Genomic DNA, 15349 nt, shown 5'->3' on the forward strand with positions numbered 1-15349 from the left:
CTACCGATAAACATAATGCAGAGTTGACCTGATACAATACTCAGCCTTATAAACTCTATTGCGCTCCAAATTAATCAGAGTTTATGGTCTCCAAGAAAATGGTCAAAGGTATCTCCTCTGAGGCCCAATCGGATCGTTTCCAGAGGAATCAGTTCGTTTGGGGCAATATTGCCCAGATTTACGTTGGCACCCAAAAGCTTGACAAACCATACCTGCTGTTCTTTTTGAGGAGCTTCCCAAATGATTTTGTCCTCTGGAATTTTGGTCAGAATTTCCTCCACAAGGCCCTGTCTCACTTCACCTGAATCCCTGAAGAGTCCTACGGTACCGCCTTCCCTGGCTTCTCCGATTACTTTCCATGAGCCGGCATCCAGTTCACTTTGCATCTGCTCAATCCACTTGTAGGGAGGGATGATTTTCGCAGCATCCTTGGAACCCACTTCCGATAGGACGGTCACATCCTCAGCAAGGGTTTTGATAAATTCACATTTTTTGTCATGGGGCAGGCTAATAGAACCATCAGACACTTCGGCAAACTTCAGGTCATACTTTTCAAGCACCCTTCTGTAATCATCAAACTGATCTCTGATCACAAAAGCCTCAAATAGTGTCCCACCCAAATACACGGGAATTCCGGCATCACGGTAAATTTCAATTTTTTCAGCGAGATTTTTGGTCAGGTAAGAAGTGGCCCAGCCCAACTTCACAATATCTACAAAATCACTGTTGGCACTTACAAAGTTTTCCACTTCACGGATACTCAAACCTTTGTCCATGACCATGGTAAAACCGGATGTGCGTGGCTTTTCAGTCCGCACAGGTAGATTCTTAAGAACGTAATTCATTCCAACAAATTTCAGATTTCTATAATAGGTCTCAGGAAGCAGGACCTTCCTTATACTGAGAGATAATTTTGAAAATAGCCTTCTGCTTTTCAATCTCAGGCATCAAATCATACAAAATTATGTGCTTCTCAAAGTTCAAAGTTAATGCATTTTCCAAATATGAAAAGGCTTCTTTGTATTTACCCATTTTCAAAAGATAAACCACTAGTCTGTAATACAGCTCGGACTCTTCAGGAAGTTCCTCTATACCCTCCTTCATGACATCAACTGTTTCCTCAAAGCGGTTTTGATCAAAATAAATGATGGCAAGGTTAATATAGGTTTCCATAATTCCAGGCTCAAGGTTGATGGCTTCTTCATAAGCCTCTGAGCTTGCCTGCAGGTTACCCAATTGATACTCCGCATCTGCCAGCCCTACCCAAAAAGTGGCATTTTCATTAGTGAGGTTAATGGCTTTCCTAAAGTAATGGATGGCTTCAAAAAACTTTTCCTTTTTCAGCATGCACATCCCTAAGCCAAACCATGCATCTTCATATTCGGGATCAATCTTGGCAGACTTCTTAAAATATTTAAAAGCCAGATCAATTTGATCCAGTTTTTCATGAGCTGCCGCCAGGTAACAGCAATTTTCGGCATTTGCACCTTCACAATTGATGGTGTTTTGATAGGCTTCCAATGCAAGGTCAAACTGCTGGGTATTCATATATGCATTGCCTAGGTTGAAGTAGGCTGAAGCAAAGGCATCATCAATAATCAAGGCGTAATCATAAGCCTGAATAGCTTCTTCATACCTGCCCAGCCTGTTGTAGACCACACCCATATTGTACCAGGCTCCAGCACTATAAGGATCCTGATCTATAAATTCCTGATAAAATTGCAAAATTTCATTAAAGGATCCTTCTTCTTCTGTAATCATGGCCAACTGAAACAGGGCATCTTCATGATTGATCCTGAGCTTTACACAATTTTTGTAATGTTCTATCGCCTTTTCAGGTTCGCTTTCTGAGCGAAAAAGGTTCCCCAGCATGTAATGGACCTCTGCCTTGTCATCCGCCAAAGGAAGAAAATCCTCGAGCATTGTAATGGCCTCTTTGCTATTCCCAGCCATCATAAGAGCACTGGCGTACGCAAAGACGATGTCTTCATTGTTCGGGGATAGATTATTGATATTTTCAAGTATATCCAATCCCTCGTCAAGTTCATCATTGAAAATAAGGCAATTCGCTTTCAAAAGCTTGATTTCCACACTAAAAGGGAATTTCTCCAAAGCCAGTTCGGCAGCTTTTAGAGCCTTTATGAATTTTTGCTGATCGAAATAAAACCGGACAATATTTTCTAGCTCTTCTTCCTCAAAATACAAGTCAAGATTGGCTTTTAGTGAATTTTCGAATCTTTCTACTAATTCCCTATCCTCTTCCCATTCGTTTTCAAAGTCTCCGGTCATCGGCGTATTTATTTGTTATTTAAGATACCAAATATTTCGGTGTCCCAAAATCTATACTGAAATTTTTTTTCCCTGCTGCTTATTTTCATGAATCGGATCAAGAATTTAAGTTAGGCATAAAACAGAAAACAGGCTTTGTAGCTTAATCGTTCGATTGGGCCCATCGGAAAGTTTCCTCCAAGGAGTAAAACCCGTGATCGATGTATTTCAGCAATTTGCTGTTGTCCATATGAAAGGACAGCTGGGAAAGCATAGCTGTCTGCCTATTCAAAGGACTTTTACTTAAACCAAGGGCTTTAGCAATCCCGATAAAGAAAAGTCCCACCTTCAGCATTGTCTCTGTAACGGGTTCATGAGGTGCTTTCTTGCCTAAAGCGGCTGCCATTTTTTCAAAAAATAATTTATACGAGATACTATCCGCACTGAGAATGAACCTCTCATTCCACATGCCTCTTTCATACAGTTTGAAAATCAAATCTACCGTATCTCTCAAATCTATATAATTGACTGATCCAGAAGGGTAGTATTTTCTTCCTTCCAAAACATAATTGTAAATCTCCGTACTGGATCTTCCCGTACCTACCTTACCTAAAATGATGCTGGGATTGACAACCAATGCTTCGAGACCTTCCTGTACAGCCCTCCAAACCTCCAGTTCTGCTTGATACTTTGAAATGGCATAAGGGGTATTCAGATCCGATTCTACCCATTTATGGTTTTCGTCGATGATGTCTGTTTCAGGGCTTTTCCCAAGAGCAGCTACAGAAGAAATATGAATGAGCCGTTTTACATTTTTAGCAAGCATGGCATTGACAAGGTTAGTGGTCCCTTCCACGTTGGTCGTCATCAGCTTTTTCTCATCCTTAGGCTGATAAGAAACCAATGCTGCGGCATGGATCACCATATCCATTCCTTCCAAAGCTTCCTCTAAAGACTGGGAATCGTTGATATCACCGGTATGCCATTGAATAGGAAAACCAGCTGTCAGCGCTACATTGCTGGACTCCCTCTTAAGCCCATGAATTTCTGCCAGCTCTGAAAACCTCAAAGCAAGACTGCTTCCAAGAAGGCCTGTAGCTCCTGTAATCAAAATTTTCATTTTCTATATGATTTACTTTCAGCAGTCATTAAATAAGCCGGTGGAATAGGATTTTCTCATATTGAGGTATCTTAATACCACTTTTAAATGGAAAATACCGGGTTAATAAATGTACCGGTAAACGTTCCTTAAAGTTTTTTGTTCAGAATCTCTAATTGCCTGATTTTATCAAAATACTTTGTGGCAGGCAATGACTCCAGCATATCCAAATACCTATGATTGTGACAATCTGTTCCGAAAAACTTCACCCGGTTTTCATCCACCAACATTTCAGCAAATAACTTGACCGGCTTGGAATAAAACCCGGTAAGTGACAAAAGGTTGATCTGAAAATAAATTTCCCTATCGAAGAGGTCTGAAAGTAGCTTTTTATCCTGAATCAAATACTGATAACGCTCGGGATGGGCAAATACCGGCTTGTAGCCGTTCATTTCCATGGCAAAGAAAATCTCGAGCAACATCTGCGGCTTATTGATAAAACCGGTTTCCACCAAAACCAGATTATCATGAATGGTAAGCAGTTTTTCCCCTTGCTGTACTTTTTCCAAAAATATCTCATCCAGATAATACTCGGCAGCGGCCCTGACTTCTATATCCACACCAGCTTTTTCCAAACCCAAATTTAAATCCTGCAATCCCAACTGTATGATCTCAGGAGTATTCTTGTAAAATTCAGACATGATATGTGGAGTAGTGACAAGTTTTTTCAGCCCATACCCCTTCAACCTCTTAATAAGTTCTATAGATTCTTCAAGGCTTTTCGAACCATCATCTATGCCAGGAATAAGATGGGAGTGCATGTCTACTTCCATCCAATCCAAACTCAACTCTTCCGTTACTTCAGTCTTTTTTCTCTTGAAAATATCCAGTATCCCCATTATAATCCACCTCCACTTAATTCTTTAAACTCCTTTAGGGTCGGCCATTGCTTGTCTTTTTCTGACAATATAGGCTTATTGACTCCCCAGTCTATATTCAGTTCAGGGTCATTCCATAGGATCCCCCCTTCACTTTCTCTATGGTAATAATTTGAACACTTATAGCAAAAAACCGCATCTTCCAGCACCGAAAAACCATGCGCAAAGCCCGCAGGTATCAAAAGCATGTTGTGCTTTTTTGCATCCAGTTCACAACTAAAAAGCTGGCCAAATGTAGGTGAACCTTTTCTCAGGTCAACTGCCACGTCCAACACCCTTCCCATAATCACCCTCACCATCTTGGCCTGACCATAGGGTTCCTTCTGAAAATGAAGCCCACGGACAGTTCCAGCCTTGGAATAAGACTGGTTTTCCTGAATCCAATCTATATGGATCCCCGCTCCGCTTAAATTATCTTCTCTGTATGATTCAAAAAAATAGCCTCTCTCATCTTCCCAAACTTTGGGCGTGATCTCAAAGACTCCTTTAATGGGTGACTCAGTTATTTTCATGTGCTCAATTATATGAGGCTCAAATATAACAGGATTTAATACTAGCTTGATAACTTTGTAGCATAATCCTTGATGAACTAATTTAAGATCAGCTGCATTCTACTAATACATGAGCAAATATTCAAGAAAACTTCAAAAACTTTACGATACAGCACCCAAGCAGGATACTGCTGTCTTGGTAGCTTTGGTAAAACAAGGCCAATCAGATCAGCAGGTGGCAGAATACCTGGATGAACTTGCTTTTTTGACCGAAACTTTGGGTGCAAGTACAATATACAGATTTACCCAAAAGCTTGAAAAGCCCGACATTAAGACCTTTGTAGGTTCGGGAAAACTGGAAGAAATCAAAGCTTATATCGAACACTTTGAGGTGGATATGATCATTTTTGATGATGACCTTTCTCCTTCACAAATGAGGAACCTTGAAAATGAGCTCAAAATCAAAGTCTATGACAGGTCTCTTTTGATTTTGGACATATTTCTCAATCGGGCCCAGACCGCACAGGCCAAAACCCAGGTTGAGCTGGCCCGGTTCCAGTATTTGCTTCCCAGACTTACCAGAATGTGGACACACTTGGAGAGGCAAAGAGGTGGTACAAGCACAAGGGGCGGTGCCGGAGAGAAAGAAATAGAAACGGATAAAAGGGACATTCGAACCAAAATCACTTTGCTCAAAAACAAACTCAAAGACATTGAAAAGCAAGGGGTGACTCAAAGAAAAGGAAGAAAAGGAATCGTCAGGGTAGCATTGGTAGGATATACCAACGTGGGGAAAAGTACGCTGATGAACCTGATGACCAAATCTGATATTTTGGCAGAAAACAAACTTTTTGCGACAGTGGATTCTACCGTGCGTAAAGTAGTCCTTGAAAATATTCCATTTCTGCTTTCAGATACTGTTGGTTTTATAAGAAAGCTTCCAACACACTTGATTGAGTCGTTTAAATCTACTCTGGACGAAATCAGGGAAGCAGATTTGCTGGTACATGTCATCGACATTTCGCATCCGGGTTTTGAGGATCACTTTACGGTGGTCAACAACACCTTAAATGAAATCGGAGCTCAAAACAAGCCCATGTTACTTGTTTTTAACAAAATCGACCTCGTTCCTGAAATGCCTTCGGAAGAAGAAAGAGAAAACATGTCAGATATAGAACTTGAGGAAAGCACTTATTTGGATTTTGACAAGCTTTCACAAGCTTATGAAAAGAAAACAGGAATTGCTCCGGTATTTATGGCTGCTGAAAACGGCACCAATGTGGAAGAGTTCAGGAAAGCACTGGTGAGAGAAGTGAAAAAACAGCATCTCAAAATTTATCCTCATTATCTCGAATCTGAAGTATTTGACTTATCTCAATTTGAAGGCCTGGAATAGGCCTTTTATTTTTTCATCCTTATCCTCCACTCTTTTGGATAGTAATTGTTCAACCGGTTTCCAAGATTTTTGATCCAGCCCAATGGTAAATCCTGATAAGTAACCAAGTGCCAGCCTTCTGCCAGATCCGGCACATGCAAATCCTCTTTTCTCAAAAAGTACAAGGCAGCTTCCCTATCAAGCTCCAATAAAGCAAATCCGGACTTTGGCAGAACTGACAATGCCCACTCATGGCTGGGAATCACCTGCCCATTGTTGACCTGACCCAGCTCTACTCCGAAATACCTGATGTTTAAAAACCTCGTGATGTATTCAAAATGTAATTTAAAGTCTGCGTTTACATAAAAGTAACTGTTATTGATACTGTAAAGAGCAGTGTTTTGGGGCAGGGAAAATTTTTCTATTACGCTTTCCAAATCCTGCTTGGGGCAGGATTTGATATAGGGATGTTTGAAATCCTTGGTCCGTTTTGGTTCATGTATGAAAGCATCCTCTGCTCTCTTCATCACAGAGACGAAAAAACCCTCTCCGTCGACCAGGTGAGGATAAAACCTATAGCCAAAAAACTCACCTTCTTCTGTAGAGATTACTGATTCGACGATTTGCCATTCTTTCTTTAGAGGAATTTTGACAGGCTGATAAGAAAACTCCGAAGCGATAAAGCGGACCATTTCTTCATTCTCCTGATTGTTGAAAGTACAGGTACTGTAAATCAGGTATCCACCGGCTTTCACCAATGCCCCGGCTTTATCCATTATTCTCTCCTGCCTGGCCGCGCATATGTTCACATGATCCTGAGACCATTCATTCCTTGCCTGAGGATCTTTGCGAAACATCCCCTCTCCCGAACAGGGCGCATCGACCAACACCACATCAAAGAAACCTTCAAGAGGTTCAAAATGATCAGGGTCATTTTGTGTGACAATAGTATTGCCGATTCCCCACTTAATTATATTTTCCTTGAGAGTCGTAGCCCTGGATTTAATGACTTCATTGGCTATAAGCAATCCACTGTCTCCGAGGTAGCTGCTCATCAAAGTGGATTTCCCTCCAGGCGCCGCTGAAAGATCCAAAAAAACACCTTCTTTATCGGCTTCAAGGGTATTCAGTATATGATCCAAAAACATAGAGGATGCCTCCTGAACATAATATGCTCCTGCATGAAATGCGGGGTCCAGAGTAAAGGACGGCCTTTCGTCCAAAAACCAACCTAATGATGACCAATCTACCCGGCTGCCTGAAAATTGCATTTCCAGTTTTTTAAAGGGATTAAGCCGAATAGCAGACTTGGAATCCTGGTCTATTGCCTTCTGAAACTTGAGGAATTCCTGATCGCCTAGTTCTGACTGCATCCTCTGAACAAAGCCTTCAGGTAAATTAATATTGGGCATTGAGTTAGGTTTTGAACAAAATTAAGAAAATATTCTAACCCCTTACTTTTGCTTAAACGAAAACCCTATTCCAGCTTGTAGCCTTAGCGACTTTAAAAACAAATTATTGGATTTCTTTAACGACATATGAACATTACCCAGGCTTTAATACCCTAAACAATGCCTCAAAAATAGTTTTGATAGTTTCAGACTGTTGGTCTTTTGCTGCACCAATACTGAAATCCCACCCATCGGTTTTATTGTACGACACCCTGAAGGTACTCATGATCATGACCGCACTCAGTGCCCCACCAACGGCCAGGATGGTGCCTGCTACCATCTCATTGTCTTTCCAATTATCTAATTTATCCTTAAGGTATGGCTCCAGCCCGGGGTCTTCTGCCATATAAGCCAAGGATACCTTTGCAATCTCCACCGCCTTTTGCTGTTCAATCGGTTCTAGGAATTTGTTTTGATCTACATCTTCAAGGTTCTGTATGGCCTCCATGTGTTTTACATTTTCAGGAAGGTGGTCCATGATTACTCCAAGGTCTTCCTTCACTTTTAGGACCATCTCTCCTTCAATGTGTCTGAAAAGCCTTAAGGCCTTAAAGTCATCCAGTTGCTGTACTCTTTCTAAAGTTGTCATAGCCTTATATTTTTTCATCTAAAATCCCCTATCAAAGACAGTCCTCCCCAGTAATACTCAACTGGCATATTATCCTGAGGTGCCTCATTCATCAATTGTAGTACAGCCTGCCTATGGGCAGTTTTCATGTCGAATTCCTGATGAATCCAATTGGTATAAAATGCCTTAAACAGCTTATTTGCCCAGGTGATGTCCACATTCCAGGCTGCGCTCAACATGCTTTGGGCACCACAGTAAAAAAATGCCCATTCCAATCCAAGTGCGTCACCACCATAACCCTCCATTGCCCTTCCTGATACACAAGCCTGCATACTGATATGGCTCCCATTAAGGTTCACATGAGATTCCTGAAGGATTTTGGGACTCAGAAGATTTTGACCTAAGTAATAGTCAAATTCTGAATCCAATTCTGGTTTTTTACCATCTGACATGAGTAGTAAGCCACTGTTAAAATATGGATTAAGTTTCTTTAAATCAAGACCCTTAACTCCACTTGGAAAAACTCCGTGGGTGGAAAAGTGAAACAGCTTATTCGGCCCTAAGGCCTCCAATACATTCTCTATAGACACTTCTTCTTCCGCCCCTATTCCCTCTTCTTCAGGTAATAGAAAAAGAGGGACTTCTTCAAACTCTTTAACTTTGTCTGCATCATCCTGCACAGCTGAACAGGTAATACCTATTATTTCATCCAGATTTTCCGGGCTTTTGTCCAGCAACTTCACCAATTGAGAACCAGAATGAATTTTAGATACGGAAAATTCTGCTATCAAAGGCTTTCCTGAGTTTAACTGCCCGATCTGTAGGGTAAATAGGTTTAGCAATCCATCCGGAGAATAAACAATATGATCACCTTCGTCCAATAAATTTTCATCAATGGCAAAGTTGATAGGGTCAAGGTATTTTCCTAATTCCTTTGGAATCTCTACAGATTTCCCTCTTCCAAACAATCCTGAAACAGGCATTTTCCAGGATTGCGGATTTGGAAAATCATTCTTGACCCAATCTTTCAGCACCTCTTCTCCCGCTCCTTGTGCCGTAGCAAAAAGCTTCCCCTGCTTGGTAAGCAAGACGGAATAGCTTCTGTCAAAATCTACAATAACGCTTAAATAATGGGCCTGATTAGCACTTAATAGCGGTACAAGCCGGTCAATTAAAGTGTCCGGATCATCCAGCCTTTGGTGTTCACCGGTGGCCTCAAGAACTTTATCGGTAAGGTTACGCCCTTTTGAAGCTTCAATTCTATGGAATAGTCTTCGGGTATTTCTTGACATGTAATTGGTAAGTGCCATGGCGCCAAAAAGGGCAGGATATTGGCCAAATACCCCTGCACGCTCATGGATATTGCTGATAGAGGCTCTTTGTTTTTCGAGATGACCAAATACCACATCTAGCGAGTCAGCTGCTTTTTGGAATTCCTCCAGTCTATTGTAACAGATATATTGGCAATAAGCGATGAACGCCAGGTCGGATTCCAGCTTTCTTTCCTCAAACCATTTATAAAAACCTTTCAATTCCAAAAGGCAATTTCTCAATCTATCCTCTTCATGTCCGAGCTTGTCGTCATGGAAAAAAGCAGTCGATTGAGTCAGTAAGTTTCTTTTGTATTGGGGAGTTTGCGTATTGTCTACTCCCCCCATTACAGATTGAGTTTCCAGAGTTTTGGCAGAGATTTTATGGGTCAATTCCAAAAGCTCCTGTTCAGAAATATCCCCTTCTCCTTCATACATTTCAACCAGTTTTTCAATTGAATCCATATCCATCTGGTCTTCGTATCCTTTCATTACCGTTCTGATGGCAGCCAACATCCTCTTGAGATCGGTCAACTGCTGCATGCGTTTTTGACTTGCAATTTCCTCACTAGACTGAAAAGTTTTGGAATTGATCAGGCCGATTTTACTTTTCAAACGGTCATAAAGTATCAGTGATGCTGGAAGGATTTGATTTTCGTCCAATGATTGCAGAATCAAAACAGCCTCATCAGATCGGTTATTTTCAAAATAATTTTCAGCAGCCTGCAAATGGGTGGAGTAAAAAATCGGTTTTCCCCAACCGGGAAGATTCATGGTCCGCAGTGTTTCATATTGGGATATCCCTTCAGCAAAATTGCCGGTATCCAACAAAGCCTTTTGAATCAGATAGCTGCTATTTGCCAGATAAAACTCAAGGTCTGCCTCGGGCAAGGTGACCTGAGAAGACCAAAGTGTAATCCCCCAAAGCAAAGAAGTAGCGGCGTACTGATATCCTGCCGGGATACTTCCACCGTGAGTTAGGGCGGTGGCCATGCAGTCCAATGCGGCCAGGTCATGGATATGCTCTTTGGCTTCTAAGAATTTAGCTGCACTATCCAAAGATTGGTTTGGATACTCTTTGAAAATCCTAAGAAGATGGTCTCTGTCCTGGGCCTGAAGGGCCTGTAAAAGGAGCTTGTGCAGGTCATTCCCGAAATCCTGAGGTTCCATGTGATACTGATTTGAGTGAAAAATTCATTTTATAAATAAAAAGCGTATACTACTGTTTTTTAGGATGTTACAATTTAAGGATAAAAAAGAGTGGATTTAGCAAAAGGCAACAGTTTTTTCAATTAATACTCAAAATCCTTTAAAAATTTTTCTTGACCATTTTTTGCATTTTACAGAATATTTATTGCAGATAAATTAATTTTTTAACTGATTTTACAAAATGTAGAAGTGGATATCATTCTCAGAAAAAACAGAATTTTTTGTTGTTTAATTTAACTTTTGCTAATATTAATTCTTTTTTATTAGTGATTATGAAATTATGTTCCGATTTGAATGATTTCAAACCAAGTAAAAAGCAGTTTAAATAATTAAAAATGAGTTTAGTTAAAATAAGCTTATATCACCCATGAAGCTCAATTTTATCTTTTTGATTTTATGCCTATTGCAATACACCCTTGCATTTAGTCAATGTGAGGATTGTGATGTCATTATCAATGGAAATGGAAGTCCATCTGGATCTATTTTAGATGGGAGCAAGGTATGCATCAACGGGAATAGAACGAATCAAATCAATTTTAACAACAGAAACAATATTATTATTTGCATAGCCGATGGAGCATCATGGAATGGTCAGGCAGGCAGTTTGTCCGGCTTAAGTCAAATAAACAATTACGGTACTTTATCCATGGGTACAGATTTTAATGGAAATTGGACAGTAAATAATTATGGTACATTTAATTTTTCGGCCAATATTAATTCATCGAAATCCATCAATAATTTTTCAACAATGAATGTTCCGGGCAACATCGATGTAAATGGTACATTAACTAGTCAAGGCCAATTAAATATTGGAGGTTCAGCGACCTTCAATAGCAGTTCTAATGTTACGATTGTAGGTGAAATGAATGTCGGTGGAGCAATGATGAACAACACCACCATAAACTTGGCTGGTTCAATTAATGTAAACGGGTCAATGACAAATAACGGTAATGGTAGAATTGAAGCACTTAATGCCAACCAATGCAACTCCGTCAGTGTAAATGGCACTTTTAGATCAGATGGTATCATAACAGGAAATGATCTTGATTACAACAGTACAGGCACTGCATTAGTAGTAAATAAAATGCCAGGTGGAAATGCAAATCCAAGACTGCGTGGAGGGGCGAGGGTTGGTACTTGTTCTGGAGAAAACTGCTTGGAAGAAATTGAAATAATAGAGTCAGGTAACCTACTCAGATATTATATTTTTCGCTGTGACGGCATTTTGAATGTTGCCGAACCTGTAATTGAAGAAGATTATGAAGAGTTACTCCTTTCAGCGACGGCATTGTTAGTAGCCGGTGGAGGTGGAGGCGGAAGAGGTCTCAGTGCCGGTGGAGGAGGCGCTGGTGGTGTTTTGGAAATTGAAGATATCCCAATTGAGCCAAATACAGAATATGTCGTAACAGTTGGAAAAGGAGGTATAGGATCCGGTAACGAAAACACCCAAGGGAACAATGGTACCAACTCTAGCATATTAAGCTATACATCATTTGGTGGAGGTGGAGGTGGTAGCTCTTCGGAGAATGCAAAAAATGGAAGGCAGGGGGGGTCTGGAGGAGGAGGTGCTTTTGACGATAATGGAATTGGAGGAAGTCGAAATGGTCCAATAGCCCAAATGGCACGAAATGGTGGCAATGCCGGAAGAAGAGGGAGCTCAAACGTACGCGCTGGTGGTGGCGGTGGGGGTGCTGGAAATAATGGAGGAGTTGGGCAGGTTTCAACAGGGTTTGTACCTGGAGATGGCGGAAGTGGTGTTTCAATTAGTTTTATTGAACCAATTGCTCCTGACAATTTAATTAACGCATTTGGTGGAGGTGGCGGTGCAACTTCAAGAAACTCAGGAGGACAATCTCGCTTTTCTGAAGGAGGCGCATTTTCAAATTTGACTTTGGGAGGTGATGGAAATGATGGAGGAACAGGTAAAAATGGGAGGCCAAACACAGGGTCTGGTGGAGGAGCTGGCAGTCAAAGAGGAGGATCAGGAAGCAACGGAATTGTTGTAGTCATGGTGACATATAGAATCCTCCCTGTAGAATACCTCTACTTTGAAGGCGCACTCAGTCAAGATCAAAAAACCGTTGGTCTTTCCTGGGCCACGGCCAAGGAATGGGAAAGCTCCCACTTTGAGATTATGCGAAGCTTTGATAATGTGGATAGCTGGGAAAAAGTAGGGGAAGTTGAAGCCGCTGGCTATTCTGAATCTCCTATGGAATACAGTTTTGAGGACAATGATAATTTCACCCCTTTCAATATGGCCTATTATCAGCTTAGGCAGCTTGATTTTGATGAATCATCACATTTGAGCAAGGTCATCGGCATACAGCTTCCAGTGAATTCAGACCAAACCGTCACTTGGAGAGTTTATCCTAATCCAGTTTCAAACCAGAATGCCCAGCTCACTATCCTTGAACAAGGAGGACATAGTGGCGAAACTGTTTATGCAACACTTTTTTATCCTCTCGGTAGAAGTATACAGTTTACCGGCAATACCATAAGTGAATTATCGGAGCAACTTAATAATGCCTTGAAAAATGGAGGTAGAGGGGTATATATTTTAAACTTGTTATGGGGAAATGAAAATCAGCAATTGAAAGTTTTAAAGAATTAAGCATAGTTAATTGCATAAAAAATCCATTCCACAATTAAGGCTTAAAGTTTCATAAAAAACCCACATATAAAATCATTATAATTATTTTTTCATTGTTTTTTATATAAAATGTATGAATCAGAAAAAAACAAAACTATATTTGTAATGCTTTTTACTGATTTTTAAATTCATTTTTTTGTATTCTAAATTTTTTTATGAGTATATTTAGATTGATAACCAAGTATTTACAAATACTATGGATCCAAAAAATTTTTTTTATGAAGAAATCTTATTTTCTACTGTTTTTTTTACGGTTGCTGCTTTACTGTGTTTCATAAGTTATGAAGCCAAACCCCAATCGAATGATAAACCTGATTTGAGAAATGATTCATGTGTCAACTGTAAGGGGCAGGCCAATAATTTTGTGGTTCTAAACGCTTACTTCAGTGATGTAAATGGAGAACCAAATGAAAATCTCTGTGAAGGCGGTCCCTATTTTATTTCCATCTTATATACTTCATCTCAAAACAACAGCGTAAATAATTTTCGGATAATTGCTGACATTCTAAAAAAAGATCAATCTACCGATGCAATTCTCGAAAGCAATTACATGAACGAATTTAAAGGCACAGTCCCGCCTTGCAACTCTGCCACTTGTGTGATAACAGTCCCAATTCCAAATCTTAATTTCGAGTGCCAGAATGAGTATTACGAGCTTTCAAATCCTATGTCATTTTGGACTCAAGCCGGAAACAAAAATCTGGAAGATAGCTATAAATGCAATGATTACCCGACTGCTCAATGCTCCCACTCTAGCAGTATACCTATAGAAGTCGGTACTTTAGATTATAATTTTGACGTCAACTTTGAATGTTTTCAAGAAAATCTAAATCACACAAACGTCTCCTTTTTTATCACTTCGTTATTTGGAGGAAATCCTACTCAAGAATATAATGTACTATGGAACTTTGAATTTGAAGATGGAACTATTATCAATTCCTCTGATATTAACCCATCATTTCAAAACGTGGAATCCGGGGAAATTGTAACAGCTTCTTTAACGGTTAGTCAGGGAAGTTTGAATGGCAGCGTAATAGAAAACACCTATACGATCCCCATTGCCCTGAATGAAAACGAAGTGATTGAAAGTTCCACCATAACAGAGGGGGACAAAGGAGAAGCCAATGGCTCAATTGAAGTAGAATTTAGGCCAGGGAATTTTTTTTATTTTTGGACTTCTTTGGATGATCCGGACTTTTATTCTGAAGAAAAGAGAATAGAGGACCTTCCTGAAGGCACTTATCGTCTTACAACATTTGATGAAGACACAGGGCTTTGCAGAACAGACATTTTTGAGATCACTTTTAGTATTCTTCCTGTTGAACTTAAATACTTTGAAGCTGAACATTTTTCATCAGAGCAAGCTATAAAATTAACTTGGGCCACTGCCAAAGAATGGGAAAGCTCACATTTCGAAGTGTTTAAAAGTTTTGACAATATTGAGAATTGGCAAAAAATAGCAGAAATAGATGCCGCTGGATATTCAGAAAAACTCCAGTACTATGAGTTTATTGACACAGAAAGTTCCACTAGGTCATCGATGGTATATTATCAACTCAGGCAGGTGGACTTTGATGGCACTTACGAAAAGAGTAAAGTTGTCGGAGTACAAGTCCCCAGTGATGGAATAAATAAAAAGACTTGGAAAATTTATCCAAATCCGGTTGAAAACCAGTCCATCCATCTTATTCTTGCACAGGCAGAAGACTATAAAAATGAAGCAGTTTCAGCAAGTTTAATCAACCCAATAGGCAGTACCTATTACCTGAATGGTCCTACTATCGAAGCACTTACCGAAGAAATAAACCTTGTCCTTTCCCAAAACTCAAAAGGTGTGTATGTACTTCAAATAGCTTGGGATAAAGAGACTCAGCAACTTAAAATTCTGAAAAGATGATTTTTTTTGTTTTCAACAAAAAAATTTATGTTGATGTAAAAGGATTGTAGATAAATGCTTTAGGATAATATTCATTTTAAACCATAATAAACT

Annotated in this window: 11 protein-coding genes; 3 read left to right on the plus strand and 8 right to left on the minus strand. The window is 40.0% G+C overall.

What is annotated here, in order from left to right; all coding sequences use genetic code 11:
• Positions 1-74: 74 nt before the first annotated feature.
• The 5 genes from EGN73_RS15450 to rfbC all read right to left on the minus strand — a co-directional run bounded on the left by EGN73_RS15450 (position 75) and on the right by rfbC (position 4817).
• Positions 75-845, minus strand: coding sequence for a phosphosulfolactate synthase (locus EGN73_RS15450; protein WP_219291793.1), 771 nt, complete (start codon positions 843-845; stop codon positions 75-77).
• A 31-nt stretch (positions 846-876) separates the two neighbouring features.
• Positions 877-2289 (minus strand): tetratricopeptide repeat protein, encoded by a 1413-nt coding sequence (locus EGN73_RS15455; protein ID WP_219291796.1) that lies wholly within the window; start codon positions 2287-2289, stop codon positions 877-879.
• A gap of 142 nt (positions 2290-2431) precedes the next feature.
• On the minus strand, positions 2432-3388 hold the full coding sequence (locus EGN73_RS15460; RefSeq protein ID WP_219291800.1) for an NAD-dependent epimerase/dehydratase family protein: 957 nt from the start codon (positions 3386-3388) through the stop codon (positions 2432-2434).
• Between the two features lie 128 nt (positions 3389-3516).
• Positions 3517-4266: a tyrosine-protein phosphatase gene (locus EGN73_RS15465; RefSeq protein WP_219291803.1), complete on the minus strand. Its 750-nt coding sequence runs from the start codon at positions 4264-4266 to the stop codon at positions 3517-3519.
• Positions 4266-4817, minus strand: a complete 552-nt coding sequence (gene rfbC, locus EGN73_RS15470; protein ID WP_219291806.1) for a dTDP-4-dehydrorhamnose 3,5-epimerase — start codon at positions 4815-4817, stop codon at positions 4266-4268. Before rfbC ends, EGN73_RS15465 begins: the two co-directional genes overlap by 1 nt.
• A gap of 109 nt (positions 4818-4926) precedes the next feature.
• Here rfbC and hflX point away from each other — a divergent pair, with 109 nt between their 5' ends.
• A complete protein-coding gene (hflX, locus tag EGN73_RS15475) occupies positions 4927-6192 on the plus strand; it encodes a GTPase HflX (RefSeq protein WP_219291809.1) in 1266 nt (421 codons plus the stop codon).
• Positions 6193-6197: 5 nt separating this feature from the next.
• Here the strand turns inward: hflX and EGN73_RS15480 are convergent, their stop codons facing one another.
• From EGN73_RS15480 to EGN73_RS15490, 3 genes are all read right to left on the minus strand, one after another.
• Complete coding sequence (locus EGN73_RS15480) at positions 6198-7583, minus strand: methyltransferase RsmF C-terminal domain-like protein (protein WP_219291812.1); 1386 nt, start codon at positions 7581-7583, stop codon at positions 6198-6200.
• A 133-nt stretch (positions 7584-7716) separates the two neighbouring features.
• A complete protein-coding gene (locus EGN73_RS15485; RefSeq protein ID WP_219291815.1) occupies positions 7717-8211 on the minus strand; it encodes a hypothetical protein in 495 nt (164 codons plus the stop codon).
• A 14-nt stretch (positions 8212-8225) separates the two neighbouring features.
• Complete coding sequence (locus tag EGN73_RS15490) at positions 8226-10670, minus strand: CHAT domain-containing protein (protein ID WP_219291818.1); 2445 nt, start codon at positions 10668-10670, stop codon at positions 8226-8228.
• A gap of 406 nt (positions 10671-11076) precedes the next feature.
• Here EGN73_RS15490 and EGN73_RS15495 point away from each other — a divergent pair, with 406 nt between their 5' ends.
• Together EGN73_RS15495 and EGN73_RS15500 are read left to right on the plus strand one after the other, a co-directional pair.
• Positions 11077-13320, plus strand: a complete 2244-nt coding sequence (locus tag EGN73_RS15495; protein ID WP_219291821.1) for a glycine-rich domain-containing protein — start codon at positions 11077-11079, stop codon at positions 13318-13320.
• Between the two features lie 235 nt (positions 13321-13555).
• Positions 13556-15256: a T9SS type A sorting domain-containing protein gene (locus tag EGN73_RS15500; RefSeq protein WP_219291825.1), complete on the plus strand. Its 1701-nt coding sequence runs from the start codon at positions 13556-13558 to the stop codon at positions 15254-15256.
• Positions 15257-15349: the final 93 nt, after the last annotated feature.

The organism is Arthrospiribacter ruber (assembly GCF_019343195.1).
Taxonomy (GTDB): domain Bacteria; phylum Bacteroidota; class Bacteroidia; order Cytophagales; family Cyclobacteriaceae; genus Arthrospiribacter; species Arthrospiribacter ruber.

What these genes read in the sequence shown, in the direction of transcription:
- EGN73_RS15450 (WP_219291793.1), bottom strand. Translation starts at nt 845, where the DNA reads ATGAATTACGTTCTTAAGAATCTACCTGTGCGGACTGAAAAGCCACGC.
- EGN73_RS15455 (WP_219291796.1), bottom strand. Translation starts at nt 2,289, where the DNA reads ATGACCGGAGACTTTGAAAACGAATGGGAAGAGGATAGGGAATTAGTA.
- EGN73_RS15460 (WP_219291800.1), bottom strand. Translation starts at nt 3,388, where the DNA reads ATGAAAATTTTGATTACAGGAGCTACAGGCCTTCTTGGAAGCAGTCTT.
- EGN73_RS15465 (WP_219291803.1), bottom strand. Translation starts at nt 4,266, where the DNA reads ATGGGGATACTGGATATTTTCAAGAGAAAAAAGACTGAAGTAACGGAA.
- rfbC (WP_219291806.1), bottom strand. Translation starts at nt 4,817, where the DNA reads ATGAAAATAACTGAGTCACCCATTAAAGGAGTCTTTGAGATCACGCCC.
- hflX (WP_219291809.1), top strand. Translation starts at nt 4,927, where the DNA reads ATGAGCAAATATTCAAGAAAACTTCAAAAACTTTACGATACAGCACCC.
- EGN73_RS15480 (WP_219291812.1), bottom strand. Translation starts at nt 7,583, where the DNA reads ATGCCCAATATTAATTTACCTGAAGGCTTTGTTCAGAGGATGCAGTCA.
- EGN73_RS15485 (WP_219291815.1), bottom strand. Translation starts at nt 8,211, where the DNA reads ATGACAACTTTAGAAAGAGTACAGCAACTGGATGACTTTAAGGCCTTA.
- EGN73_RS15490 (WP_219291818.1), bottom strand. Translation starts at nt 10,670, where the DNA reads ATGGAACCTCAGGATTTCGGGAATGACCTGCACAAGCTCCTTTTACAG.
- EGN73_RS15495 (WP_219291821.1), top strand. Translation starts at nt 11,077, where the DNA reads ATGAAGCTCAATTTTATCTTTTTGATTTTATGCCTATTGCAATACACC.
- EGN73_RS15500 (WP_219291825.1), top strand. Translation starts at nt 13,556, where the DNA reads ATGGATCCAAAAAATTTTTTTTATGAAGAAATCTTATTTTCTACTGTT.